20 protein-coding genes and 1 pseudogene are annotated in these 26291 nt (G+C 72.7%); 9 read left to right on the forward strand and 12 right to left on the reverse strand.

Translation table 11 applies throughout. The features are described 5' to 3' along the window. Positions 1 to 153 precede the first annotated feature (153 nt). Complete coding sequence (locus CFT82_RS01370) at positions 154 to 1407, forward strand: hypothetical protein (RefSeq protein WP_088817304.1); 1254 nt, start codon at positions 154 to 156, stop codon at positions 1405 to 1407. A gap of 36 nt (positions 1408 to 1443) precedes the next feature. Here CFT82_RS01370 and CFT82_RS01375 read toward each other — a convergent pair whose 3' ends face one another. From CFT82_RS01375 to glpK, 5 genes and pseudogenes are all read right to left on the reverse strand, one after another. Next, a complete protein-coding gene (locus tag CFT82_RS01375) occupies positions 1444 to 2838 on the reverse strand; it encodes a protein adenylyltransferase SelO (protein ID WP_234994220.1) in 1395 nt (464 codons plus the stop codon). 8 nt (positions 2839 to 2846) lie between these two features. Continuing rightward, entirely contained in the window at positions 2847 to 3686 is an 840-nt protein-coding gene (locus tag CFT82_RS01380) for an aldo/keto reductase (protein ID WP_088817306.1), read from the reverse strand. 188 nt (positions 3687 to 3874) lie between these two features. Further along, positions 3875 to 4774 (reverse strand): annotated as a pseudogene (locus CFT82_RS01385) (polyphosphate kinase 2 family protein); the annotation flags it as partial. A gap of 63 nt (positions 4775 to 4837) precedes the next feature. Continuing rightward, the gene (locus tag CFT82_RS01390) at positions 4838 to 6109 is read right to left on the reverse strand and encodes an alpha/beta hydrolase (protein ID WP_234994221.1); all 1272 of its coding nucleotides are present in this window, start codon (positions 6107 to 6109) and stop codon (positions 4838 to 4840) included. A 46-nt stretch (positions 6110 to 6155) separates the two neighbouring features. Further along, positions 6156 to 7700 carry a glycerol kinase GlpK gene (gene glpK, locus CFT82_RS01395; protein ID WP_088817308.1) on the reverse strand — a complete coding sequence of 515 codons (1545 nt, stop codon included), beginning with the start codon at positions 7698 to 7700 and terminating at the stop codon, positions 6156 to 6158. A 37-nt stretch (positions 7701 to 7737) separates the two neighbouring features. Here glpK and CFT82_RS01400 point away from each other — a divergent pair, with 37 nt between their 5' ends. Both CFT82_RS01400 and CFT82_RS01405 read left to right on the forward strand, forming a co-directional pair. Then, a complete protein-coding gene (locus tag CFT82_RS01400) occupies positions 7738 to 8832 on the forward strand; it encodes an ATP-dependent DNA ligase (protein ID WP_200815020.1) in 1095 nt (364 codons plus the stop codon). 52 nt (positions 8833 to 8884) lie between these two features. Further along, positions 8885 to 9208: a hypothetical protein gene (locus tag CFT82_RS01405; protein WP_088817309.1), complete on the forward strand. Its 324-nt coding sequence runs from the start codon at positions 8885 to 8887 to the stop codon at positions 9206 to 9208. 338 nt (positions 9209 to 9546) lie between these two features. Here CFT82_RS01405 and CFT82_RS01410 read toward each other — a convergent pair whose 3' ends face one another. Further along, positions 9547 to 10602 (reverse strand): DNA polymerase domain-containing protein, encoded by a 1056-nt coding sequence (locus tag CFT82_RS01410; RefSeq protein ID WP_088817310.1) that lies wholly within the window; start codon positions 10600 to 10602, stop codon positions 9547 to 9549. A 183-nt stretch (positions 10603 to 10785) separates the two neighbouring features. Between CFT82_RS01410 and CFT82_RS01415 the strand changes: the two genes are divergently transcribed. Then, positions 10786 to 13197, forward strand: a complete 2412-nt coding sequence (locus CFT82_RS01415; protein ID WP_088817311.1) for a lamin tail domain-containing protein — start codon at positions 10786 to 10788, stop codon at positions 13195 to 13197. Between the two features lie 122 nt (positions 13198 to 13319). Beyond that, complete coding sequence (gene msrB, locus CFT82_RS01420) at positions 13320 to 13784, forward strand: peptide-methionine (R)-S-oxide reductase MsrB (protein WP_088817312.1); 465 nt, start codon at positions 13320 to 13322, stop codon at positions 13782 to 13784. 90 nt (positions 13785 to 13874) lie between these two features. Here the strand turns inward: msrB and hemQ are convergent, their stop codons facing one another. The 3 genes from hemQ to hemE are packed head-to-tail and all read right to left on the reverse strand — an operon-like array spanning position 13875 to position 17159. Continuing rightward, complete coding sequence (hemQ, locus tag CFT82_RS01425; RefSeq protein ID WP_088817313.1) at positions 13875 to 14600, reverse strand: hydrogen peroxide-dependent heme synthase; 726 nt, start codon at positions 14598 to 14600, stop codon at positions 13875 to 13877. Continuing rightward, entirely contained in the window at positions 14597 to 16066 is a 1470-nt protein-coding gene (gene hemG, locus CFT82_RS01430; RefSeq protein WP_088817314.1) for a protoporphyrinogen oxidase, read from the reverse strand. The genes hemQ and hemG overlap by 4 nt, the downstream gene beginning before the upstream one ends. Continuing rightward, a complete protein-coding gene (gene hemE, locus CFT82_RS01435) occupies positions 16056 to 17159 on the reverse strand; it encodes a uroporphyrinogen decarboxylase (RefSeq protein ID WP_088817315.1) in 1104 nt (367 codons plus the stop codon). Before hemE ends, hemG begins: the two co-directional genes overlap by 11 nt. A 93-nt stretch (positions 17160 to 17252) precedes the next feature. Between hemE and CFT82_RS01440 the strand changes: the two genes are divergently transcribed. From CFT82_RS01440 to CFT82_RS01455, 4 genes are all read left to right on the forward strand, one after another. Then, positions 17253 to 17831: a DUF3000 domain-containing protein gene (locus tag CFT82_RS01440; protein WP_234994222.1), complete on the forward strand. Its 579-nt coding sequence runs from the start codon at positions 17253 to 17255 to the stop codon at positions 17829 to 17831. After that, positions 17831 to 19135 carry an HRDC domain-containing protein gene (locus tag CFT82_RS01445; protein WP_088817317.1) on the forward strand — a complete coding sequence of 435 codons (1305 nt, stop codon included), beginning with the start codon at positions 17831 to 17833 and terminating at the stop codon, positions 19133 to 19135. The genes CFT82_RS01440 and CFT82_RS01445 overlap by 1 nt, the downstream gene beginning before the upstream one ends. 73 nt (positions 19136 to 19208) lie before the next feature. Then, positions 19209 to 20732, forward strand: coding sequence for a helix-turn-helix domain-containing protein (locus CFT82_RS01450; RefSeq protein WP_088817318.1), 1524 nt, complete (start codon positions 19209 to 19211; stop codon positions 20730 to 20732). 137 nt (positions 20733 to 20869) lie between these two features. Further along, complete coding sequence (locus tag CFT82_RS01455; RefSeq protein ID WP_088818263.1) at positions 20870 to 21775, forward strand: glycerophosphodiester phosphodiesterase; 906 nt, start codon at positions 20870 to 20872, stop codon at positions 21773 to 21775. A 28-nt stretch (positions 21776 to 21803) separates the two neighbouring features. On the opposite strand, the gene dxs is transcribed toward CFT82_RS01455, so the two are convergent. The 3 genes from dxs to CFT82_RS01470 all read right to left on the reverse strand — a co-directional run bounded on the left by dxs (position 21804) and on the right by CFT82_RS01470 (position 26255). Further along, positions 21804 to 23654 (reverse strand): 1-deoxy-D-xylulose-5-phosphate synthase, encoded by a 1851-nt coding sequence (dxs, locus tag CFT82_RS01460; protein ID WP_088817319.1) that lies wholly within the window; start codon positions 23652 to 23654, stop codon positions 21804 to 21806. Between the two features lie 50 nt (positions 23655 to 23704). Then, complete coding sequence (locus CFT82_RS01465; RefSeq protein ID WP_234994223.1) at positions 23705 to 24070, reverse strand: hypothetical protein; 366 nt, start codon at positions 24068 to 24070, stop codon at positions 23705 to 23707. An 88-nt stretch (positions 24071 to 24158) separates the two neighbouring features. Beyond that, the gene (locus CFT82_RS01470) at positions 24159 to 26255 is read right to left on the reverse strand and encodes an acyltransferase family protein (RefSeq protein WP_159461813.1); all 2097 of its coding nucleotides are present in this window, start codon (positions 26253 to 26255) and stop codon (positions 24159 to 24161) included. Positions 26256 to 26291: the final 36 nt, after the last annotated feature.

Below are 26291 nucleotides of genomic sequence, written 5' to 3' on the forward strand. Positions count from 1 at the left end.
CCTTTCGACACCCGACAGATAGCGTTCGCGTCGAAGGCTTTCCGCTCCCGCGACAGCCGGATGCAACTTTTCGGGGGTGGGCTCCGACAGACGGGGTGAACGCACCCGCCGCGACGGGCCGCCGGCCCGTCGTCCACGAACCAGGAGGACCCCATGACCACGACCCGACGACGCACCTCCAGCATCGCCCTGCTCGCGAGCCTGGGCCTGGCGCTCACGGCCTGCTCCGGACAGTCCGAGGAAGAGGCGGCCTTCGAGGACACGTCCGAGACGACCCCCTCCCCCGCCGAGGAGCAGGGCGACGGGGAGGCGACCGAGGAGGGCACGGACTCCGACGAGCAGGAGGGCACGGACGGCCCCTCGTCCGACGAGGACGCGAGCGAGGGCTCCAGCACCCACACGGCCGAGGCCGGGTTCATGGGCACGGCATCCTCCCTCGAGGCGGAGACGACTGCGGTCGAGGAGTCCGATGACGCTCGTCTTCTGGCCCCCGGTCTGGACCTGCGCATCACGGAGGTCGGGCAGCTGGAGGAGCTCCCGGTCCAGGCCTTCGAGCAGGCCGGCGGCGAGATCCTGACCCAGGACTCCGAGAAGGTGTCGACCGTCGAGCCGGCCGAGGGCAAGGTCTTCCACGTCGCCCGCTACGAGAGCACGGACCCGCAGCTGCCCGGGGTCGAGGAGATCCCCCGCTCGAACGCCATGGTGCGGGTGGAGGGCAGCGAGGCCGGGTCGGTCTTCACCGGTGAGGGGGACCGTCAGCAGGGGACGCTGGTGGTCTCCGCGCCGGAGGAGCTCTCCCCGGAGGACCTGGTGCTGGAGGTGACCACCGGCGAGGAGGACGGGCTGACGCAGTCCCTCAGCCTCGTGGACGGCACGCGCACCAGCGATGACGCTCCGCAGCTATACACCGTGGACGGGTTCGAGGTCGAGCTGACGGACGCGGAGTCGATGAACCTGCCGTACGAGAGAATGAACGGCGCCCCGGAGACGATCCGCGGTGAGGTCGAGCAGGCCCACCTGACCCCCTACCACCCCGAGCACGGGTGGTCGCGCTCCGGTGAGCTCTTCCTCGTGGTCACCGTCGACGAGCCGAAGAACCACGACAACAAGAGCACCATCCAGGTCGAGATGCCCGACGGCACGACCATCGAGCCGGAGGCGGAGAACTCCTCCCTCGTTCGGGGCTTCGACGGGCCGATGACCTTCTCCGTCCCGGCCGACGCCGGTGAGGCCACCGTGCGCCTGACCCCGAAGGCCAAGCCCAAGCTGGACGTCATCACCGGCGACCCTGCCGAGGCGACGGTCACGTGGAGCGTCACCGACGGCGACTCCGCACCGGAGGAGTCCGGGAAGGACGCCGACGAGGACTCCTCGGAGCAGAAGGGCGGCGAGTCCTCCGAGGACTGACCGACCCGGCACCTGAGGGGCGGGATGGTCCGCCCCTCAGGTGCCGCAGAAGGTCACGTGCCGCGGCGAGCCGACCGGCGACGGTGCCAGCAGGGCCTGCACCTCCGGCGCGGTGTCGGCAGGGGTGCTGAACGGGTCGGCCAGGGCGGCCGCCACCGCGTGGACGGGGCCCAGGTCCCCCGCGGTGGCGGCCGTCAGGGTCTGCTCGACGACGTGGTTGCGCGGGACGACCACCGGGTTCACCGCCCGCATCCGGGCGGCTCGCTCGGTCTCCCCCGCCGCGGCAGCCTCCCGGGTGAGCCGGTCGAAGGTCCCGGTGTGGTCGCCGCCCTCGGCGGCGAGCCGCAGGAGGAAGTCCCCCACCCGCTGCTCGTCGGGCTCGGTGAGCCCCAGCTTCGCGGAGAACAGGGCAGTGTGCTCGGCCCGGTAGCACTCCGCGAAGTCCCCCAGCACCGTGGTGGCCCGGTCCACGGCCCGCTCGGGGTCCTCGTCGACGAGGGGCAGCAGGGCCTCGGCCAGCCGGGCCAGGTTCCACTGCGCAGCGGCCGGCTGGTTGCCGTAGGCATAGCGGCCGGCGTGGTCGATGCTGCTGAACACCGCCTGCGGGTCGTGGGCGTCGAGCATCGCCACCGGCCCGTAGTCGATGGTCTCGCCCGAGAGGGTCATGTTGTCGGTGTTCATCACCCCATGGACGACACCCAGCCCCATCCACTGCGCCACCGTACGGGCCTGGGCCTCGCAGACCGCCCGCAGCAGGGTGAGGGCCTCCGGCTCCCCGGCGGACGCTCCCACCTCCGCCCGTTCGGCGTGGTGCCGCCACAGGGCGTGGTGCACGAGCCGTTCGAGCACCTCCCGGCCGTGGGAGGCCGCCGCGTGCTGGACCGTCCCGACCCGCAGGTGGCTGGCCGCCACCCGCACCAGAACCGCTCCGGGCAGGGGCTCCTCCCGGTGCACCACTCCCCCGGTGCCGACCACGCCCAGCGAACGGGTGGTGGGCAGGCCGACGGCGTGGGCGAAGACCCCCATGAGGTGCTCGCGCAGCATCGGGCCGACCGCCGCCAGGCCGTCCCCACCGCGGGCGTAGGGGGTCCGCCCCGAGCCCTTGAGGTGGACGTCCACCCGGCGCCCGTCGGTGGTGGTGGTCTCCCCCAGGAGCAGGGCCCGCCCGTCGCCGAGCAGCGGCGAGTAGTGGCCGAACTGGTGGCCGGCGTAGGCCTGGGCGACCGGTCGTGGGAGAGCGGGGTCGTCGCTGCCGCCGACGAGGAAGCGCACCCCCTCGGGACTGCGCAACCACACCGGGTCCCAGCCCAGCTCGGCGGCCAGCCCCTCGTCGAGGGCCAGCAGGGTGGGCTCGGGCACCGACGCGGCCTCCCAGGGCTGCGAGAGCTCCGGGAGGGCCGCGGCACAGCTGTGCTCCAGGTGGGGGATCACGGGCCGGCTCAGTCCAGCATCGTGAAGTTGCCCTCGTCCGGGTGCGGGAACATCCGCTCCTCGGAGTCCAGGGCGGTGATCGCGGCCACCTGCTCCTCGTCGAGCTCGAAGCCGAAGAGGTCGATGTTCGCCACGATCCGCTCCGGGGTGACGGACTTGGGGATGACGACGGTGCCCTGCTGCAGGTGCCAGCGCAGGATCACCTGGGCCGGGGTCACGTCGTGCTCCCGGGCGATGCCGGTGACCGTCTCCAGGTCGAGATCCTTCGCCTGTCCGATCGGGGCGTAGGCCTCCACGGCCAGCCCGTGCTCCCGGCTGGCCGCCTGGGTGGCCGGCTGCTGGAAGCTCGGGTGCAGCTCGATCTGGTTGACCGCCGGGGTCACCTCGGCGCCCTCCACGAGGGTCTCCAGGTGGTGGGGCAGGAAGTTCGAGACGCCGATGGCCCGGGCCCCACCCTGCCGGTGGATCGACTCCAGCTCCGCCCAGGCCTCGGTGTAGGTGCCCAGCGCCGGGGCGGGCCAGTGGATGAGGTAGAGATCCACCCGGTCCAGGCCGAGCTTGCCCAAGGACTCCTCGAAGGCGCGCTGCACGAGATCCCGCCCTTGCTCGCCGTTGCGGAGCTTGGTGGTCACGAAGACCTCGTCGCGGGGCAGGTTCACGGCCCGCAGCGCCGCGCCGACCCCCTCCTCGTTGCCGTAGACGGCCGCGGTGTCGATGTGGCGGTACCCGGCCTCCAGGGCGTTCTCGACGGCCTGCTGGGTGACCGCGGCGTCGACCTTGAAGGTGCCGAAACCCACCTGCGGGATCTGGACACCGTTGTTCAGCGTGATCATCGGGACCTGGGACATGGTCACTCCTTCGGCTTCCTGGACTTCTTGCTCTTCTTGGCCTTCGTGGTCTTGCCGGCGGGCTTGCCCTTCTTCGACGTCTCCTCGGGCTCCTCCTCCACCTTCTTCCGGTCGGCCTCCTTCGCGCTCTCCTTCGTCGCCGCCGCCTTCGCCAGCGAGGCGCTGTGGCGGCTGGCGACCTCGACCTGTGCCTGCAGGCGCTCGGTGGCCGCCTCCACGTCGAAGTCGGCCTCCGGCCACTCCAGGTCCATCGCCCGGAGGTGCTCCAGCACCAGCTGCTGCACCGCCAGCCGGGCGTACCACTTCCGGTCGGCCGGCACCACGAACCACGGAGCGCCCTTGGTGGAGCACCGGCTCAGGGCCACCTGGTAGGCCTCCTGGTAGTCCGCCCAGTGCTCGCGCTCGTCGAGATCACCGGGGTTGAACTTCCAGTGCTTGTCCGGGCGCTCCAGCCGCTCCATGAGCCGCTCGGCCTGCTCCTCGGGCGAGATGTGCAGCATCACCTTGACCAGGGTGATCCCCTGGCGGGCGAGCTCGCGCTCGAAGGCGTTGATCTGCGTGTAGCGCTGCTGCCACTGGTCGCGGGGCACCAGGTCGTGCACGCGCACGATGAGCACGTCCTCGTAGTGGGAGCGGTCGAAGACGCCGATGTGGCCCGGGTCCGGCAGGGCCTTGCGGATCCGCCACAGGAAGTCGTGCTCCAGCTCCTCGGCGGTCGGGCTCTTGAAGGCGGTGATCTGGATGCCCTGCGGGTCCATCGCCCCGACGACGTGCCGCATGACGCCGCCCTTGCCGGAGGTGTCCATCCCCTGCACGAGCAGCAGGAGCCGACGACGGTCGCCGCGGGCCCCGTTCGCCCACAGCCGCTCCTGCAGGTCGGCGAGCTCGTCGCCGGTGGCGTGCATCGCCAGCTGGCCGTCCGCCTTGTCACCGTCGAAGGCCGGCGTGGAACGGGGGTCCACGTCCGCGAGGCGGAAGCCGGTCCCGACGCGCAGGGCGTCGCTGAAGGGGGTCGCCCCGGGTGCGATCTCCTCGACCGCCTGGTCGAGATCAGCGGCGTCGGGCTCCAGCGGCTTCTTCTTCGTCATGGGGCAACTCTGCCACCCGTTCCATGATCGCCCGCCACCCCTCCCGGGAGGCCGTTCCGCGGGTCAGTCGACCAGACCGGCGAGGAACTCGCCGACGACCTGCTCCCAGCGCTCGGGGTCGACATTCCACTCCCGGCAGTGCATCCCCTGGGACCACTCCTCCAGCCGCACCAGGTCCGGGCGCAGCTCGGCGAGCTCCCGGGAGGACTCCACCGGCACCACCTCGTCCTGCTCGGAGTGGATCACCAGGATCGGGTGCCGCAGCTCCTCGGCCCGGGCCAGCCAGTTGAGCAGCGCCAGATCCCGCGGCTCGGTGATCCCCAGGAGGAAGGTCGTCTCCTGCCGACCCATGAGGTGACGGGCCAGCTGCTCCACCGCCACCGGGACCCCGTTGCGGCTCGCCGCGTGCGAGAGCACCCGCCCCCAGTCCACCACCGGGCCGTCCAGGACCACCCCGGTCACCCGGTCGGCGTGGGCGGAGTGGACCAAGGTCTGCAGCACGATCGCACCGCCCATCGAGTAGCCGATCAGGACGATCTCCTCCGCCCCGTGCTCGACCGCGTGCTCGATGGCAGCCTCGATGTCACGCCACTCGGTGAGCCCGAGGTTGTACCGGCCGTCCTCGCTGCGCGGCGCGTCGGTGTCGTTGCGATAGGCCGGCACCAGGGTGGCGTATCCGGCCTCCCGGAGGGTCCGTACCGCCCGGAAGCCCTCCTCGCGGCGGGCCGCCCGGCCGTGCACGGTGATCGCCCAGCGTCGGTGCTCCCCCGCGTCGAAGGCGCTCGTGGCCGGGTCCGGTGGCAGGTACCAGCACGGGAAGTCGCCCACGTCGGAGTGCAGCGTGAGATCCCGGGCCGGGACGCCCAGCGCCGAGCGCGGGTCGCGCGGGAAGTAGTACGGGTTGAGCCGTGCCCCACCCAGCCGGGGGGCGGTCGGTTCCTGGGTCCCCGGCTCCCGGGTGGCGTCCAGCGCGTCGACGGGACGCACCTCGTCCAGGGCGTCGAGACGCCGGGTGACGGTCGGTCCCCCGTCGGCCTCCTCGTCCCGCTCGAGGATCTCGCTGAAGCGCAGGTGGGAGCGCCCCCCGTCCAGCCAGAGGCCGTAGCGTCCCGGCTGCGTGGTGAGGTGGTTGGCCGCCAGGGTCACCGTGCCGGCCTGCGGGTCCACCCCCAGCAGCTCGCAGTCGTCGGGGTGCACCACGTCGGGGGTCAGCACACGTCGACCGAAATAGGCCGCCGTCCCCACCACCGCGGCGCCGCTCACTGCGGCGGTGGTCCCGATCACCCAACCGGTCACCGCCCCGATCCGTCGCCACATCGCGGCCGTCAGTTCCATGGGGCGATCCTAGGAGCCTCGCCGCGGAAGGCGTTCCCGGGCGTCCTCACGACTCCTCCACCCAGTCCAGCGAGCGCTCCACCGCACGCGACCAGCGGCGGATCTCCGCCGCGCGCCGTTCCTCGTCCAGCTCGGGCTCCCACCGGCTCCCCTCCTGCCAGTGGTCGGCGATCTCCTGCGTCGAACCCCAGAAGCCGACCGCCAGACCCGCCGCATAGGCCGCACCCAGCGCCGTGGTCTCCCCCGTGCGGGGGCGCACCACGGGCACCCCGAGCAGGTCGGCCTGGATCTGCATGAGGAGGTCGTTGACGGTCATGCCCCCGTCCACGCGCAGCTCGCTGACCTCCAGGCCGCTGGCGGCGGCGTCGGCGAGCATCGCCTCCACCACGTCACGGGTCTGGAAGGCCGTGGCCTCCAGCACCGCCCGGGCCAGGTGCCCCTTCGTGACATACCGGGTGAGCCCCACGAGCGCACCCCGGGCGTCGGGCCGCCAGTAGGGGGCGAACAGGCCGGAGAAGGCCGGGACGAAGTACGCGCCGCCGTTGTCCTCCACGGAACGCGCGAGCTCCTCCACCTCCGCGGCGGTGCGGATGAGGCCCAGGTTGTCCCGCAGCCACTGGACGAGGGAGCCGGTCACCGCGATCGACCCCTCCAGGGCGTAGACCGGCTCGGCCTCCCCCAGCTTCCAGCCCAGGGTGGTCAGGAGACCGTTCTGCGAGTCCACCGGCGTGGCCCCGGTGTTGAGCAGGAGGAAGTTGCCGGTGCCGTAGGTGTTCTTGGCCGCCCCCGGGGTGAAGCAGGCCTGCCCCAGGGTCGCGGCGTGCTGGTCGCCCAGGGCGGCGGCCACGGGCACCCCGGTGAGGACGCTGTCCACCTTCACCTCGCCGTAGACCTCCGAGGAGGAGCGGATGGTGGGGAGCATCGACACCGGGATGCCCAGCGTCGCGCAGGTGTCCGGGTCCCAGGCCAGGGTCCGCAGGTCCATGAGCATGGTCCGCGAGGCGTTCGTGACGTCGGTGACGTGGACCCCACCGGCGGGGCCGCCGGTGAGCTGCCACACCAACCACGAGTCGACCGTGCCGAAGAGCAGGTCCCCGGCCTCGGCGCGCTCCCGGACACCGGGCACGTTGTCCAGCACCCAGCGGAGCTTGGGGCCGGCGAAGTAGGTGGCCAGCGGCAGCCCGCACACCTCGCGGAAGCGGTCCACCCCCAGCGGCTCCCCGTCCGGCCCCGGCTCGGCGGCGAGCTCCTCGACGACCCGCTGGGTGCGGGTGTCCTGCCAGACGATCGCGTTGCACACCGGCTCCCCGGTGCGGCGGTCCCAGACCACCGTGGTCTCGCGCTGGTTGGTGATGCCCAGGGCGGCGACGTGGGCGGCGCTGGTGTCCGCCGCGGTGAGGGCGGCCCCGATGGCGATGCGAGTGTTGCGCCAGATCTCCATCGGGTCGTGCTCCACCCAGCCCGCCCGGGGCAGGACCTGCTCGTGCTCCAGCTGGTGGGAGGCCACGACCTCCCCGGCGTGGTCGAGCACCATCGCCCGCGTGCTGGTGGTCCCCTGGTCCACGGCCAGGACGAATCGCGGCTCGCTCATGGGCGCACCCTGCCACGACCCGGTGGAGACTGGGGGCATGAACGCCCCCTGTGACGTGCCCGGTGTGATGCTGGCCAAGGCCGCCCGCGCGGTTCCCGCCCCCGACGCCCTGCCGGGCGGGTGCAGCTACGAGCCGAAGTGGGACGGCTACCGGGTGCTCGTGGTGCGGGGCGCTCCCGCCCTGTCCTGTCCCGGCGCGGTCGGCGAGGGCGACGAGGCGGTGGACCTGCTCGGGCGCTCCGGGAAGTCCTTGGCCCGGTACTTCCCGGAGGTCCTCGAGGTCGTCCGGGCTCTGCCCGCCCCGGTGATCGTCGACGGGGAGCTCGTGGTGCGCTCCGGCGAGCCCGGCGCGGAGCGGCTCGACTGGGACGCCCTCTCGGCCCGGGTGCACCCGGCGGCCTCCCGCATCGAGCGACTCTCGGTCGAGACCCCGGCCGAGGTGGTCTGCTTCGACCTGCTCGCCGACGCGGCCGGTGAGTTGGTGGCGGCCCCCTTCCGCGAACGGAGGGCTCGGCTCGAGGCCTTGCTCGCAGGGGTCCCCGACGCCAGCGGCGTGCACCTGACCCGCACGACGACCGACCCGGTCGAGGCCACCGACTGGTTCACCCGCTTCGAGGGGGCCGGGCTCGACGGGGTCATGGCCAAGGGTCTCGACACGCCCTACGAGCCCGGGAAGCGCACGATGCTCAAGGTGAAGCACCAGCGGACCGCCGATGCCGTGGTGGTCGGGTACCGGGTCCACCGGTCCGGGCAGGGCGTGGGTTCCCTGCTGCTGGGGATGTTCCACGAGGGCGAGCTGCTGCCGGTCGGGGGCATCTCGGCCTTCCCGACGGCCCGGCGGGCGGAGCTCGTGGAAGAGCTCGAACCGCTCGTGGAGCGGGACGCCGACGGGCAGGTCGTCCACGCTGCGCGGGAGCGGAACCGTTTCTCGTCGGGTCGGGACAGCTCCTACGTCCCGTTGCGTCCCGAGCGGGTGGTGGAGGTGGCCTTCGACCAGCTGGAGGGCCGCCGATTCCGGCACACCGTGCGGCTCGTGCGCTGGCGTGACGACAAGGCGCCGCAGGAGTGCACCCTCGACCAGGTGGAGGTGGCCTCCGGCTACGATCTGCGTCTGGTCCTTGGCGACTCCTGATCACCGCCCGGACCGTGCACGCCCCGTCACCCCGACTCCCAGGAGCCCCCTGATGCTGCTCGAGACCACCCAGGACGCCGCCGGCTCGACCACTGCCGGCATCGTGGCGGCGGTGGTCGTGGGACTCGTCGGTGTGGCCATGCTGGCCCGCAGCGGTGCTCAGCCGGTACCGGTGAAGGGTGTGGTGCGCTCGATGGGGATCGTCGCCCTGCTCGTGGCGCTGTCGCTCCTCGTGCTGGGCTGGCAGGGCATGACCTGGCTGCCGCTGGCGCTGGTCACCCTCGTCTCGCTGCTGCTCCTCCTGGCCGGGACGGGCTTCCTGGCCACCCGCGCCGCCCGGGTGCGGCGTGAGCGGGACGCCTCGCCGCGCGACTGAGGCCCCGAGGGCTCACGGCCCGCCCGACCCCGAGGTACGCACCGGTACGCATCTCGACAGTTGGCGTGCGCACCGGAACACACCTGAGCAGACGGCGACACACGGAATGCGCACCAATACGCATCTCACGTGCTCGCGGACATGGAAAGCAGGCCCACAGGCGCACCAGTACGCATCTCGGACGCCCACGGTCCGTGCAACCCCGAGAGGGACACCGGTGCGCATCTCGACGGTCGAAGTGCGCACCAGTACGCATCTGAGCGGAGGGTGACACGCGACATGCGGACCGGTGCGCCTGTCGGACGCTGCGGTGCGACCGGCGTGCCGGGCCGCGACCCTCAGCCCTTCCGCGCCCGGCTGGGCTGCACCCTGACCGGTTCGCCAGGCATCTTCGGGTGGTCCGGCGGGAACGGCTCCTCCCCCAGGCCGCGTTCCAGGTCGGCCTCCCACATCTCCATCGCCGGCGCGAAGTCGCCGCGGTGCTCCAGCATGCCGGCCCACGGGTCGGGCTCCTGCAGGTGCTCGCCGATGGTGGGGACCACCACCTCGCCGGGCACCAGGTCGTCGAGACGCTCCCAGGCCACCGGCAGTGAGACCGGCGCCCCGGGCAGCGCGCGGGGGCTCCACGCCCCGGCCAGGGCGCGGTCGCGGCAGTGCTGGTTGAAGTCGATGAAGCACCTGTCCCCCCGCTCCTCCTTCCACCAGCGGGTGGTCACCAGCTCCGGCAGACGGCGCTCCAGCTCCCGGGCCAGGGCGATCACGCCGTGGCGCACGTCGAGGAACTCCCGCTCCGGGCGGATCGGTGCGACGACGTGCAGCCCCCGGTGGCCGGAGGTCTTCACGTACGCGCTGAGCCCCAGCTCCTCGAGGAGCTCGCGCGCCGCCCGGGCGATGGTCACCACGTCCCGGAAACCACGCCCCGGCATCGGGTCGAGATCCAGCCGCACCTGGTCGGGGCAGTCGTTGAGCAGCTCGCCGGCATGGTCGCTCGTGCGCACCGGCCACGGGTGGAAGGTCACCGTGGACATCTGCACGGCCCACACGGCACTGGCCAGCTCCTCGAGCACCACCTGCTCGTGCGAGCGCCCGCTGGGATAGGTGCAGGTGGTGGTGCGCAGGTGCTCGGGTGCACCCTTCGGCGGGTTCTTGGAGTAGAACTCCTCCCCGGTGATGCCCGTCGGGAAGCGCTGCAGGGTCACCGGTCGGTCGGCATGGGCGGCCAGGAAGCGCTCCCCGGCGGTCAGGAGGTACTCGGCGAGGTCCTGCTTGGTGACGTCCACCGAGCCCGGCTGGTCCCCGGCCGGGCACATCACCCGGTCCGGGCTGGAGAGGCGCACCGCCCGGACGCTGCCGTCCGGCGCCGGGATCTCGAGGATGACGGCCGTGCTCGCCATGGTGCTCCTGCCCCGGCAGGCCCGCTGCCGTCGTCCGTGGGGCGCGGGATCTCGCGCCGCACCCAGCCTAGGCCGGACGCAGAGCGCCTGTTCACCGAGGCGTCACACGGAGAACACCTGCCGCACACCTGGTCCTGTCACGGTGACGCGTCCGATTCCCCTCCCTCACTGGAGTGTTCCCCGATGCGATCTCTCACTCGCACCTCCCTCCCCCTGACTCTCGCCCTGCTCCTCCCGACCGCCGGCGTGGCCGCCGTCCAGCCCGCTGCCCAGGCCGTCTCGCAGGACATGGTGATCTCCGAGGCCTACGGCGGCGGGGGCAACTCCGGCGCCCCGCTGAGCCACGACTACGTCGAGCTGTTCAACCGCTCCGGCGAGTCGGTCGACCTCACCGGCTGGACGCTGGAGTACCGCTCCGCCAGCGGCACGAGCGCCCAGGTCACCCAGCTCTCCGGCCAGGTCGCCCCCGGCGCCCGCTACCTGGTTCAGCAGCAGGCCGGCCGCAACACCTCCGCCGACCCCCTGCCCACCCCGGACGCCATCGGATCGGTGCACATGTCCTCCTCCGGGGCCAAGCTGCAGCTGGTCTCCCCCTCCGGCAAGGTCGTCGACCTGCTGGGGTGGGGCTCGGCCAACCAGGCCGAGGGCGCCGCCGCCGACGCCACCTCGAACACCACCTCGGTGTTCCGCACCCAGCCCTGCCACGACACGGACAACAACGCCGCGGATTTCCAGGTGGGCACCCCCACCCCGCAGAACTCGTCCACCGAGACCATCGACTGCTCCCTCGTGGAGGACCCCGCACCCACCCCGGAGCCGGAGCCGACCACCGTGGCCGAGATCCAGGGCGCCACCCACCGCTCCCCGCTCGAGGGCGAGCGCGTCATCGGCGTGGCCGGTGTGGTGACCGCCACCGATCGCAACGGCTTCTGGATCCACTCGACCACCCCGGACGAGGACGACGCGACCTCCGAGGGTCTGTACGTGTACGACCGCGGCGCCCACGACCTGGAGCCCGGGCAGACCGTCGAGCTCGCCGGCACCGTCACCGAGTACCGCGCCGGCGGCAACGGCGGCTGGGACAACCTCACCACCACCCAGATCACCTCCCCGCAGGTGGAGGTCACCGGCACCGCGGACATCCCCGCACCCGTCGTGCTCGGCGAGGACGTCGTCGTGCCGGCCCAGACCATCGAGGCCGGGGATCCCGGCTCGGTGGAGTACGACTCCGCCGACTTCGACCCCGCCCGGGACGCCATCGACAGCTACGAGTCGCTGGAGGGCATGCAGGTCGCCGTCCGCGACGCCGAGGCCGTCGGCCCGACCGCCTCCTTCGGGGAGATCCCGGTGGTGCCGGGCACGAACGTCGAGGCCCGGCGCAGCATCGCCGGGGGCGTCGTCCACGGCGGCTACGACCAGCCCAACGCCCAGCGCCTGCACCTGGACGACGGCATCCTCGGCAACGGCGCCCTGCCGCAGGTGGACACCGGTGCCCGCATCGCCGGCCTGACCACCGGCGTCCTCGATTACTCCTACGCCAACTTCAAGGTGCAGGTCACCGAGCTCGGCCGGGTCGCCCCCAGCCCCTTCCTGCGCGAGGTCACCGCCGCCAACCGCGACGACGCGCTCGAGGTGGCCACCTTCAACGTGGAGAACCTCTCCCCCACCGACGACTCCGGCAAGTTCGAGGGCCTGGCCGAGCAGCTGGTGCACAACCTGCAGGCCCCGGACATCGTGGCCCTGGAGGAGGTGCAGGACAACAACGGCGCCCAGAACGACGGGACCGTGGACTCCACCACCACCGTGAACAAGCTCATCGCCGCCATCGAGGCCGCCGGTGGCCCGCGCTACGAGGCCACCTGGGTGAACCCCGAGGACGGTCAGGACGGCGGGCGGCCGGGGGGCAACATCCGCAACGTGATGCTGCATCGCACCGACGTCGACGGCCTGGAGCTCGTCGAGCGCGGCGAGGCCGACGCCACCACCGCCACCGAGGCCGTCTCGCGGGGCCGCTGGGCTGCCCTCTCGGCGAGCCCCGGGCGCATCAACCCGCTGAGCAGCGCCTGGGAGGACTCCCGCAAGCCGCTCGCCGTGGAGTACAAGTACCAGGGCCGCCCGGTGTTCGTCATCGGCGTCCACTTCGCCTCCAAGGGCGGCGACGACCCGCTCTTCGGTCGCTGGCAGCAGCCGGTGCGCTCCTCCGAGGAGCAGCGCATGGCCCAGGCCCAGGAGGTGCGCGGCTTCGTGGACTCGCTGCTGGCCAAGGACGCCGACGCGAACGTCATCGTCGCCGGTGACGTGAACGACTTCGAGTTCTCCCCGGTGGTCGACACCCTGGTGGGCTCCGGGGCCACCGCCCTGCGCGACCTCCCCCGCGAGCTCGACCCGGCCGACCGCTACACGTACAACTACCAGGGCAACAGCCAGGTGCTGGACCACCTGCTCGTCTCGCCGAACCTTACCGAGGCGACCCAGGGCCAGCAGCCGGTGACGCCCTACCGACACGACGTGGTGCACGTGAACGCCGACTTCCACGACCAGCTCAGCGACCACGACCCGCAGGTCGTGAGCATCGACCGTCGGGCCCTGCGCTGACCCCGCAGGAACACCCCTGAGACGGGGCGCGGGTGCCCCTTCCGGACCTCGTCCGGGAGGGGCACCCCCTTGACCCGGCCCCGACGCTGGTCTGCCCTCCGCCACGGTGGGAGACTGGGGCCATGGACATCCCCCTCACCTCCTCCACGCAGCACGCCCTCGGCCGGGACGACGAGCAGTGGCGTCGGGAACTCACCCCCGAGGAGTACGCCGTGCTCCGCCAGGCGGGGACCGAACGCCCCGGGTCCGGGAAGTTCGACGAGTTCGACGCCGAGGGCACTTACTCGTGCACCGGCTGCGGCACCGAGCTGTTCCGGTCCTCGACGAAGTTCGACGCCCGCTGCGGGTGGCCGGCCTTCTACGCCCCGCTGGCCGAGGACCGCATCGAGTACCTGCACGACGAGTCCATCCCCGGCCGCCCGCGCATCGAGACGCGCTGCGCAGCCTGCGGCTCCCACCTGGGGCACGTCTTCACCGGGGAGGGCTTCGACACCCCCACCGACGCCCGCTTCTGCATCAACTCGGTCTGCCTGACCTTCACCCCGGCCGACGGGTCCGCCTCCGTCCGGGGCGCCCACGACGCCTGACCGGCGAGCCCGGGAGACGACCGGAGCCCCGCCGTCCTGGTGGACGGCGGGGCTCCGGTGTGCGGACCGGGCGGCTGGACCCGGGCCTGCTCAGACCGCGGGGTGGTGGGGCAGCGAGCGGACCAGCTCACCGACCGGGGTGCGCTTGCCGGTGTGGAAGGGGACCTCCTCCTTGACGTACCGGCGGGCCTCGGTCTCCCGCATGGTGCGCATGAGGTCGACGATCTGGCTCAGGTCGTCGGACTCGAAGGCCAGCGCCCACTCGTAGTCCCCCAGGCCGAAGGCGGGGATGGTGTTGGCGCGCACCTCCTTGTAGTCGCGGGCGGCCACACCGTGCTCCACGAGCATCTGCCGGCGCTTCTCCGGGTCCATCAGGTACCACTCCGGGGTGCGCACGAAGGGGTAGAGGCACAGGTAGTCGCGGACGCGCCCGCCGGCGAGGAAGGCCGGGACGTGGCTCTTGTTGAACTCGGCCGGGCGGTGCAGGGCAGAGACGCTCCAGGTGGGGCGCGAACGGGCCCCCAGCTCGGTGCGGCGGAAGCCCTTGAAGGCCTCCTGGAGCTGGTCGTTGGACTCCGCGTGCCACCAGATCAGGTAGTCCGCCCCGGCCCGCATGCCGGCCAGGTCGTAGACGCCTCGGACCTCGACCCCCTGCTCGGCGAGCGACTCCAGGTAGCTCTCGGCCTCGTGGGCGATGAGCTCGATCCGGTCGGCCGGGAGGACCGTGGGCACCTCGAAGACGGACCACATGGTGTACCGGAGGGACTCGTTGATCTCCCGGACCTTGGCAGGGCTGACTCGATCGCGATCGCTCATGGGGCCATTGTCCCACCGGCCACCAGCGCCGCGGCAGCGGCCCGGGCGGTGCCGATGCAGGCCGGGATGCCGACCCCGTCGTAGGCCGAACCGGCCAGCTCCAACCCGGGGAGCCCGGCCACCGCCGCGCGCACCGCCGCGATCCGCTCGACGTGCCCGACGGCGTACTGCGGCAGGGCGTCGTCCCATCGCTGCACGTGCGTGGCCACCGGCTCCGGCAGGCTCGGGGCGCCCTCCAGGAGGGCCACCGCCTCCCGCACGTCGGCCAACGCCAGGGCGGCCAGCTCGTCGTCCCCGTGGTCCAGGACGGCAGCGTCCCCGGCCCGTCCCAGCGAGGCCCGGAGATAGCTGGCGGTGCCGTCCCCGACTGGCCCCCACTTGGCCGCGGTGAAGGTGGCCGCCTTGATGGCCCGTCCGTCCACCGGGGGCACGAGGAAGCCGGAGCGCTCCAGCGCGGGCAGCGCGGCGGTCTCGTAGGCCCAGGTGACCACCGCCATGGAAGCGGTCTCGATGCCGGCCAGCTGCTCCGCGGCGGCCGGGGAGGCGAGGGCGAGGAGCCGCGCGGCAGCGGGCGCGGGGAGCGCCACGACCACCCGCTCCGCCTCCAGGCGCTCGCCCGCGCCCGTGGTCACGACCCAACCGCCCGCGGTCTGCTCCAGCGCCTCGGCCGGCACGCCCAGACGCAGATCCACCCCCCGGCGCGCCAGGTCCTCGGCGATCTCCTCGGGCAGGCGGGCGAGTCCTCCCGGCAGGGAGGCGAAGGGCGGCGCGGGGCGGGGCGCCCCGTCGGTCGCAGCGCGCGGTGAGGCCTGGGTGCCCCCGGTCCCGGCGGTCAGCTCGGCGACGGTCGCGGTGAGCGAGGCTCCCGCGCTGGCGGCCTCGTGCACGCGGGGCAGGCAGGCCCGGGCGGAGAGGCGGCGGGCCTGCCCGGCGTAGACACCGCCCAGGAGCGGCTCCAGCAGGCGGTCGACCACGGCGGCGCCGAGGCGCTCCTCGACGAGCTCGCCCAGCGAGAGGTCACCGGTCACCGGCGTGTGCTCGCGCCCGCGGTCGTCGGCCCGCTCCACCTCCGCGGGGGTGAGCAGACCGGCGAGCCCGGAGGGGTCGCCGGGGATCCCCATGAGGGTGCCGCGCGGGACCGGGTGCAGGGCACCCCGCGTCCACACCGAGGCCGGCACGCCGGTGGGGCGCCGGAGCTCGCCGTCCAGCCCCAGCTCGGCGAGCAACGCGGTGGCCTCCGGGCGGGTGGTGAGCACGGACTCCGCCCCCACGTCGACGGGGTTCCCGGCGATCTCCCGCCGGTGCAGCACCCCCCCGACGCGTTCGGACGCCTCGAGCAGTGTCACCTGCTCGGCGGGCACCCCGTGCTCCACGACGAGGGAGCGGGCGGCCACCAGGCCACTGATGCCACCCCCGACGACGATGACGCTGCAGCTGGGTGCGCCGGCCACGGGCTCAGCGACCACTCGTCTCGTGCACCCGTGCGGTGACACGGGTCAGGACGTCCGGGTCGGTGGTCGGCAGCACGCCGTGACCGAGGTTGAAGATATGACCGGGGGCCTTCCGGCCGGCCTCGACGATCTCGTCCACCCGGGCCATGAGCGGCTCGTCCGGGGCGAAGAGCAGGGCCGGGTCGAGGTTGCCCTGCAGGGCGTGGCGGCCACCGGTGCGCTCGAGGGCGTCGGCGAGGTCGACGCGGTAGTCCACCCCGACCACCTCGGCCCCGGCGTCGCCCATGAGGTCGAGCAGCTCGCCGGTCCCCACCCCGAAGTGGATCCGCGGGACGCGTCCCTCCACGGAGGCCAGGACGCGGGCGGAGTGGGGGGCGACGAAGCGCTGGTAGTCCGCACGGTTCAGGTAGCCGACCCAGGAGTCGAAGAGCTGGACCGCGTCGGCCCCGGCGTCGACCTGCACCTGCAGGAAGGCCCCGGCGATGGCCGCCAGCCGCTCGCAGAGGTCGTTCCACAGCTCGGGGTCGCCGTGCATGAGGGCCTTGGTGTTCTCGTGGTTCTTGCTCGGCCCGCCCTCCACGAGATAGCTGGCCAGGGTGAAGGGAGCCCCGGCGAAGCCGATGAGGGCCTGGTCGGAGCGCAGCGCGGCCCGCACCCCGGCCACGGACTCGGTGATGTCGGTGACCATGTCCGGTGTCAGCTCCGGCAGCCGGTCCAGGTCGGCCCGGGTGCGGAAGGGCTCGGCCACGACCGGTCCCACCCCCGGGACGATGTCCAGGTCCACCCCGACGGCCTGCACGGGCACGACGATGTCGCTGAAGAAGATCGCGGCGTCCACGTCGTGACGCCGCACCGGCTGCAGGGTGATCTCGGTGCACAGCTCGGGGCGGCGGCAGGCCTCGAGCATGGCGTTGCCCTCGCGCAGGGCCCGGTACTCCGGCAGGGAGCGACCGGCCTGCCGCATGAACCACACCGGGGTGTGCGGGGTGGCCTCGCCCCGGGCGGCGGCCACGAGGGTGGGCACCACGCCGCCCTCGCCGCCGGGAGCGGTGTTCTGCTCGGCGCTCGTCGAGGTGCCGGTGGGGTGCTGCGGGACGTTGGGATCCATGGCCGCATGGTCCCACGCGGCCTCCCGGCCGCTCCCACCGCCGTCCGGCGCGCCTTCCGGAGGTTGTCGGGCCCGGCTTTTACTGTCTCTCCCGTGACCTCTCGACTCGTGCGCGGACCCCAGCACGCCGACCCGCAGACGGCCCTCGCCGCCGTGCGGGCCGCGCTGCCCCGGCCCGGCATCGAGCTGGAGGAGATGGACTCCCCCACGCGCATCGCCCCCACCTCGCTGGCCTTCAGCGGCCAGGTGGTCGGGGGGTGCCCCGAGGAGCCGCTGGCGACCGGACGGTTCGTCCTGCTCCACGACCCCGAGGCCCCCGAGGAGTGGGAGGGCCCGTGGCGCGTCGTGGTCTACGTAGGGGCCCAGGTGGAGCCCGAGCTGGCCACCGACCCGCTCTTCGCCGAGGTCGGCGCCGAGTGGCTGCGGGAGGCGCTGGCGATGCAGCACTGCACCTACGTGGCCGAGAGCGGGACGGTGACCCGGTCGACCTCCACCGCGTTCGGAGCCCGGGAGGAGCAGGCACCGCAGGTGGAGCTGGAGATCCGCGCCTCGTGGACGCCGCTGGACCGCGACCTGCTGCGACACCTGGAGGCCTGGCGCGACCTGCTGGCGATGGTGGGCGGCACGCCTCCGGTGCCGACGGGTGTGACCCCGCTGCGAGGTGCCCGCTGATGCCCACCCCCCTGAACACCCCGGCCGAGCCCCTGCCCGAGGTGGTGGCCGACGACGCCGCCCTCGTCGAGGCCGCCGAGCGCCTGGCCGCCGGCACCGGCCCGGTGGCCGTGGACGCCGAACGAGCAGCCGGGTACCGGTACGGGAACGCCGCCTATCTCGTCCAGCTACGCCGGACCGGTGCGGGCACGGTGCTCGTGGACCCGACCGGGCTCACGGACACCACTCCCCTGGCCGAGGCACTCGACGGTCCGGAGTGGGTCCTCCACGCCGCGACCCAGGACCTTCCCTGCCTGGCCGAGCTGGGGCTCCGGCCCCGGAAGCTCTTCGACACCGAGCTCGGCGCCCGGCTGGCCGGCCTCCCCCGGGTCGGCCTGGCCGCGGTGGTCGAGCACTACCTGGACCTCACCCTGGCCAAGGAGCACTCGGCCGTGGACTGGTCCACCCGTCCCCTGCCGACCGACTGGCTCCTCTACGCGGCCCTGGACGTGGAGGTCCTCGTGGAGCTGCGTGCGGCGATGGCCGAGGACCTCGCCCGACTGGGCCGCGGGGAGTGGGCGCGGCAGGAGTTCGACCACCTCCTCGACTTCCGCCCGAAGGACCACGGGGAGGACGCGTGGCGCCGCACCTCCGGCTCCCACCGGGTCCGCCGCCCCCGTCAGGCCGCCGTCCTGCGGGAGCTGTGGCAGGTCCGCGACGCCATGGCTCGGGAGCGGGACGTGACGCCCTCGAAGGTGGTCACCGACGACGTGCTGGTGGCCCTGGCCACCGCTCCGCTGGTGGAACCGGCGGACATGGCGCCGGTGGCGAGATTCGCGGTGGCCGCGAAGAACGGAGGACGCCGGGGGCAGCAGCGGCGCTCCTCGGGCTCCGCCGAACGGCGCGTGCAGCGTGCGCTGGCCACCCTGAACGGCCACCGGGAGCGCTGGTGGGAGGCCGTCGAGCGGGGCCGTGCCCTGCCCGAGGAAGAGCTGCCCCCTGCCCGTCTGCCCGCCACCGGCCCGCCCCCGGCGAAGGCCTGGGCCGACCGGGACCCGGAGGCCGCCGAACGGCTCACCCGGGCCCGGGAGGAGCTGGGCCGACACGCGGAGTCCCTCGGCGTGCCGCTGGAGAACCTCCTGACCCCCTCGGTGCTGAGGGAGGTCCTGTGGTGTCCCCCACAGGCCACCGACGAGGCCGTGGACGCTGCCCTGGCCGAGCGGGGCGCCCGCCCCTGGCAGCGTGATGCCGCGGTTCCGGTGATCCTCCGCGCCCTCGCCGGACCGTCCGGGAGTGACGAGGATCGCACCCCCGAGGACGCCTGACCCCCCCTCTCCCCCGGGCCTCCACGAGATCCCCCACGGGCCCATATCTCATCCATGAGATAGCCTCTTCGCCATGACTGACGACTACCTGGCACGCATCGGATCCCTGATCCGAGACGCTCGTCTGCACCGTGGGATGACCCAGGCGCAGGTGGCCGAGATCCTCAACACGAGCCAGAGCGCGGTGGCGCGCATGGAGCAGGGCAAGCAGAACCTCTCCCTGGACACCATCGCCCGGGTGAGCGAGGCACTGGACCACGACATCGTCATCCCTGCCGCCATGCCGCAGCACCTCCGGATCGAGGGCGGCCGCAAGCTCTCCGGGTCCATCGACGTGCGCACCTCCAAGAACGCCGCCGTCGCCCTGCTGTGCGCTTCCCTGCTCAACAAGGGCACCACGACCCTGCGCTCGCTGGCCCGCATCGAGGAGGTCAACCGCCTGCTGGAGGTCCTCAACTCCCTCGGGGTCGAGACCAAGTGGCTCGGAGGCTCCAACGACCTCCAGATCCGCCCGCCGGAGCGCCTGAAGCTCGACGAGATCGACGAGGCCGCGGCCCGCCGCACCCGGTCGATCATCATGTTCCTCGGCCCGCTCCTCCACCGCTACCCCGAGTTCGCCCTCCCGTACGCCGGCGGCTGCGACCTGGGTACCCGGACCGTGGGGCCGCACCTGAACTCGCTGAAGCCCTTCGGCCTGGAGGTGCTCGCCACCGAGGGCCAGTACCAGGCCACGGTGACCCCCAAGAGCCCCTCGCGCCCCATCGTGCTCACCGAGCGTGGTGACACGGTCACCGAGAACGCGATCATGGCCGCCGCCATGCAGCCGACCACCACCGTGATCCGCAACGCCTCGAGCAACTACATGGTCCAGGACCTCTGCTTCTTCCTCGAGAAGCTCGGTGTGAAGATCGAGGGCGTCGGCACCACCACGCTGGAGATCACCGGCGTGGAGGACATCGACATGGACGTCGAGTACACCCCCGGGGAGGACCCGATCGAGGCGATGAGCCTGCTGGCCGCGGGCATCGTCACCCAGTCGGAGATCACCATCAACCGGGCCCCGATCGAGTTCCTCGAGATCGAGCTCGCGACCCTCGAGCACATGGGCATGAAGTACGACAAGTCCGAGGAGTACACCTCGGCCAACGGTCGCACCCGCCTGGTGGACATCACCTACAAGCCCGGCCCGCTCGTCGCGCCGCAGGACAAGGTCCACTCGATGCCCTACCCGGGCCTCAACATCGACAACCTGCCCTTCTTCGTGATCATCGGTGCGATGGCCGAGGGCAAGACCCTCGTGCACGACTGGGTGTACGAGAACCGGGCGATCCACCTCACCGAGCTCTCCACGCTGGGCGCCAAGGTCCACCTCATGGACCCGCACCGGATCATGGTCGAGGGCCCGACCCGCTGGCGCGCCGCCGAGATCATGTGCCCGCCGGCCCTGCGCCCGGGTGTGGTGATCCTGCTCGGCATGCTCGCCGCACCGGGCACCTCGGTGCTGCGCAACGTGTACGTCATCAACCGTGGTTACGAGGCCCTGGCCGAGCGGCTCAACGAGCTCGGCGCCAACATCACGGTCTTCCGCGACATCTGATCGACGCCTGATCGCTGCCGCGCACCCGGCCATGAGGGGTCCCGCCACCGGCGGGGCCCCTCGTGCGTCCCCGGCCCTCCGACCCTCCGCAGAGGGTTCGTCACGTGCCGTTCACCCCGGTCGGTGACACTCCGGCCATGGAACCTCACCCCGACACCCCGCAGGCCAGCCCGGCGCAGGACCGCATCGCCCCGTACCTCCCGGGCAGCGGGCCGCTCGTGCTGGCCCACCGCGGGTTCGCGCCCGACGGGGGCGAGAACACCCTGGCCGCCTTCGAGGCGGCCGTGGAGCTGGGATGCACCCACGTGGAGACCGATGTGCACGCCACGGCCGACGGGGTGGTCATCGCCTTCCACGACGACTCGCTGGACCGGGTCACCGACCGGACCGGCCGGGTGTCCGAGCTGCCCTGGGCCGAGGTGCAGCGGGCCCGCATCACGGGGGGCCACCCGGTGCCGACCCTCGAGGAGCTCCTGCTGGCCCTGCCGGGGACGCGCTTCAACATCGATCTCAAGGCCGACGGGGCGGTCGAGCCCACCGTGGAGGTCGTCGAGCGGCTGGGGGTGCACGACCGGGTCCTGCTGACCTCCTTCGACGACGGCCGCCGGCTCCGGGCGCTGGGGATGCTCAGCCGCCCCGTCGCCACCTCGGCCGGGCAGGCTCGGACGGCCCTGCTCTGGGGCGCCAGCCGACTGCTGGTGGTGGCCGCCGGGATCGGGGTCGGGACGGCCGAGGCCGCGGGTGGGCGGATGGCTGCCCCGGGGTGCCACATCGCCACGGCGACCGAGGAGTGGGCCCACCGCCTCATCCACCGGATTGCACGGGGCATCGACGCCTACCAGGTGCCGGAGCAGTTCAAGGGACTGCGCGTGGTGGACCACGCCTTCCTCGACGCCGCCCACCTCGCCGGCGCCCAGGTGCACGTGTGGACCGTCAACGACGAGCCCACGATGGAGCGCCTGCTCGACCTCGGGGTCGACGGTCTGGTCACCGACCGGGCGGACCTCGCCCTGGGCGTGGTGGAGCGCCGGGCGGCGGGCTGATCCCGCGGCCCATCCACCGATCGACGGGTCAGCCCAGCAGGACGGTGCTGATCCCCTCGACGTCCAGGCCCAGCTCGGCCAGCAGAGCGCCGCGGGAGGCGTGGTCGAGGAAGCGCTGCGGGACGCCGAAGGGTCGCACCCGGCGCTCCGGCAGCTCGGCGGCGATCCGCTGCCCCAGACCACCGACCACCAGGCCGTCCTCGAGCACGCTCACCCGGGCGTTCCCGGAGCGACGGAGCTCGGCCAGCAGGCCGTCGGTCACCGGGAGGAACCACAGCGGGTCCACCACCCGGACGGTCCGCCCCGCAGCACGCAGCCGCTCGGCCACCGCCAGCGCCGTCGGCACCATCGACCCGACGGCCACGAGCAGCTCGTCGACCTCCCCGTCACCATCCTCGGTCATGACGTCGACGCCATCACGGTGGGTCTCGGCCTCCAGCGGCTCGGGCACGGTGCCCTTGGGGAAGCGCAGGACGGTCGGTGCGTCGCTCACCGCCACCGCCTCGCGCAGCGCCTGCCGCACCCGCACCCCGTCCCGCGGAGCGGTGAGGTGCAGCCCGGGCACGATCCCCAGGAGCGACAGGTCCCACATGCCGTTGTGGGAGGCGCCGTCGGAGCCGGTGATGCCCGCGCGGTCCAGCACGAAGGTGACTCCCTGCCGGTGCAGCGCACAGTCCATGAGGAGCTGGTCGAAGGCGCGGTTGAGGAAGGTCGAGTAGATGGCCACCACCGGGTGCATCCCCGCGTGGGAGAGCCCGGCGGCCATCGTGGCGGCGTGCTGCTCGGCGATGCCGACGTCGAAGACCCGCTCCGGGAAGGCCGCCTGCATGCGATCGAGGCCCACCGGGATGAGCATGGCCGCGGTGAGCGCCACGACGTCCTGCCGTTCCCGGGCGATCTCCACGAGCTCCTCGGAGAACTCCTCGGTCCAGGCCCGGCCGGAGACCTCCAGCGGCAGGCCCGTCTCGGGGTTGATCTTCCCGACGGCGTGGAAGCGGTCGGCCTCGTCGTTCGTCGCCGGGTCGTACCCACGCCCCTTCTGGGTGATGACGTGGACGATCACCGGGCCGCCGAAGCGCTGCGCCAGCCGCAGGGCGTTCTCCACGTCCCCCAGGTCGTGCCCGTCGACCGGCCCGACGTACTTGATGCCGAGGTCCTCGAAGAGTCCCTGCGGGGCGAGGAAGTCCTTGACGCCCTTCTTGAGCCCGTGGAGCACGTCGAAGGCGGCGTGGCCCACCACCGGGGCGCTCTGGACGCTGCGGCGCGTCCAGCTCATCGCCTGCTCGTAGCGGCGCTGGGTGCGCAGGGTGGCCAGGTGCTCGGCCATGCCCCCGAGGGTCGGGGCGTAGGAGCGCTCGTTGTCGTTGACGACGACGACCAGCGGCAGCGTCTTGTCCGCCGCGATGTTGTTCAGCGCCTCCCAGGCCATGCCACCGGTCAGGGCCCCGTCGCCGATCACCGCGACGGTCGGCCGGGTCTCGCCCTGGAGACGACGCGCCACGGCCATGCCGTGGGCCCAGCTCAGCGAGGTCGAGGCGTGGGAGTTCTCCACCATGTCGTGCTCGGACTCGGCCCGGCAGGGGTAGCCGCTGAGCCCCCCGGCCTGGCGGAGGGTGGTGAAGTCCTGCCGCCCGGTGAGCATCTTGTGCACATAGCTCTGATGCCCGGTGTCGAAGACGATCGGCTCCTCCGGGGAGCTGAACACGCGGTGCAGACCGATGGTGAGCTCCACGACGCCGAGATTGGGGCCGAGGTGGCCACCGGTCCGGGAGACGCTCTCGATGAGGCGGGCGCGGATCTCTGCGGCAAGGCCGTCGAGTTCACCGGCGGGGAGGGCCTTGAGGTCGGCGGGGCCCTTGATCTGGTCCAACGTGCTCACGCAATGTTCCGTTCGGTCGTGGAAGCGTCCATTCTACGGTCGGTGACGGCTCACAGCCTCGGGACCCAGCGCTCCCCACGCAGCGCCTCGACGAGCAGCCGGGCGCCCCGCTGGGCCTCGGCGAGCCGCCTGCCCTCGGTGGTCATGTGCTCCAGGAGACCCGGCAGCGCCTCCGGCGGGACGTGGACACCGACCTGCAGCCGGACGTCCCGCCAGGCCTGCCGCATGACCTCGACCTGACCGGTCACGTGGCGCTCGGCGATCCACGCCAGCATCAGCGGGTGCCGACGCCAGCCGGTGTAGGCCCTGAAGTCGGCCGGGCAGAGGTCGAGCAGCCAGGCCACGGCGTCCTCCCTCCACCCCGGGGCGTCCGGCGGACGCACAGCGGCAGGCCATCCGGGAATCGTCGAACTCATGGACGACATGATCGTCGTACACGCGTCGCAGTTCAAGTGCGGGCCCTCCCCCGCCGGGCAGCCAGCGTGCCGCGTGCCGCGGCGGGGCTCACCCCCCCGCGCGCCCCTCGAAGGTCTGCCGCACCGTCTCGGCGTAGAGCTTCCCGCCCTCGATGCCGGGGTGCACACCATCGCTCTGGAGCAGGTCGGGCCGGCTCTTGATGGCCCCGTGCCAGTCGGCCACCTCGACGTTCGGGTACTCGTCGGCGATCTGCTGCAGGGCGTTGTTCGCGTCCCCGATCCAGGAGGACTTGCCGTAGAGGTTCACCAGGACCACCTGCCGGTCGGGCCCGAGCATCTCGATCGTGTCGCGCACCACCTGCCGGTCCGGGATGCCGGCGTTGGTCCCGAAGGACAGGACCACCGAGTCCCGGACGCTGCCGGCGTCGACATGGGCCTTCACGACGGCTCGACCATCGATCCACTGCCGGTTCGAGCGGGCGTCGATGAGCACCCCGGGGAAGGTGCCCTGCACGCCGTGGGCGCTGGTCACCACGAGCGAGTCCCCGAAGACGGAGAGCTGGTCCCCCGCCGGCACCGACCAGTCGCCGCCCTTCGCCGACTCCCTCGAGGGAGCCGAGGAGGAGCCGGACGGGCTCTGGCCGGCCGAGGACGACGAGGAACCCGAGGGCCCGGCGCCGGCCGACCCGCTGCTCCCCGTGCCCGAGGTCTTGCCCCTGCCCTCGGCGGAGCCCTTCCCACCGCTTCCGGACGGGGCACCGGAGGGCGCCTCACCGGTGGCCCCCGACGAGGACCCCCCGGAGGTCGGCTCGGCCGAGGGTGTGGCCGGCACGGTGGGCAGGTCCTGCTCGGCGAGCATCTGCTCGTTGGCCTCGATGGACTGCTGCACCTCGGTCTTCTCCGGGGCGGTGGCGACCGCGGCGGTGCCCATCAGCGCACCCACGAGGCCGGCCCCGGCCGCCAGGCGCACCGGCCCCACGGTCCGCTCCCGCCGACCCCGCTGGAGGAGCCCCTGCGCCCACTGCCGGACACCGAGCTTCCGGATCGGCTTCTCCACGTGCTGGTAGCTCAGCTCCACGGCCACGAGGGTCACCACCAGCACCAGGGCTCGCAGCAACCAGAAGCCGACGCTGCCCTCGGCCTGCGCGGGCAGCGCGGCCTGGGCGAGCAGGAGCAGCGGCCAGTGCCAGAGGTAGATGCCGTAGGAGCGCTCCCCCACCCATTCCACGGCAGGCAGCTCCAGCACCCGGTGCAGCGCCGTGTGCCCCGGGATGACCGCCGCCACCAGCGCGGCGCTGACCAGCGAGGCCAGGAAGAGGCCACCCAGGTAGGTCACGGCCCGGTCGGCGGGCATCACCGCGCTCAGGAGCACCAGCAGGACCAGCCCCCCGAGGGCCACCGGGAGACGCAGGACGTTCCAGCGCTCGGAGCGCAGCCAGCTGTTCCGCGACATCCACCAGAACGAGACGAGGACCCCGAGCATCAGCCCGAAGAGGTGGGAGTCCGTCCCGTAGTAGGGGCGGGTCACGTCGTCGGCCCGGAAGTAGAGCACGCCCATCCACAGCGCGGAGAGCACACCGAGAACGGCCACGGCCACTCCCCGGGTGCGCCACCGGCGGCAGGTCACGAGGATCAGCGCGAGCATGATCGGCCAGAAGAGGTAGAACTGCTCCTCCACCGAGAGCGACCAGAGCGTCTTGTACAGCACCGGCTGGTTCTGGTCGAAGTACGAGGTGCCGTGGAGGATCTCCACCCAGTTGGTGGTGAAGGTGAGCCCTCCGAGGATCTGCCGCCCCAGCCCGACCCGCAGGTCACCGCCCCGCCAGAGGTCGACCACGAGCACCAGGGCGGTGCACACCACGAGGAGCACCACCAGCGCGGGCAGGAGGCGTCGGATGCGCCGCAGCCAGAAGGTAGTCATGTTCATGTACCCGTTGCGCCGCACCTCACGCAGCAGCAGCGTGGTGATGAGGAACCCGGAGATGACGAAGAAGACGTCCACCCCGATGAAGCCTCCGGGCAGGTGGGACGGGGCGAAGTGGAAGACGAGCACGAGCACGACGGCCAGCGCTCGCAGCCCGTCGAGGCCGCGGATCCGCCCGGAGTCGGCCGAACCGGACCCGAAGCCCGCCACGGGCGTGGTGTCCGGATGGCCCTCTCGGGAGACGCGCGTCCGTCGACTCACCCTCAGTGCTCCTCGGTTCCCGCGGGCGCACCCCTC

The sequence above is a fragment of the Kytococcus aerolatus genome (genome assembly GCF_900187395.1).
GTDB lineage: Bacteria > Actinomycetota > Actinomycetes > Actinomycetales > Dermatophilaceae > Kytococcus > Kytococcus aerolatus.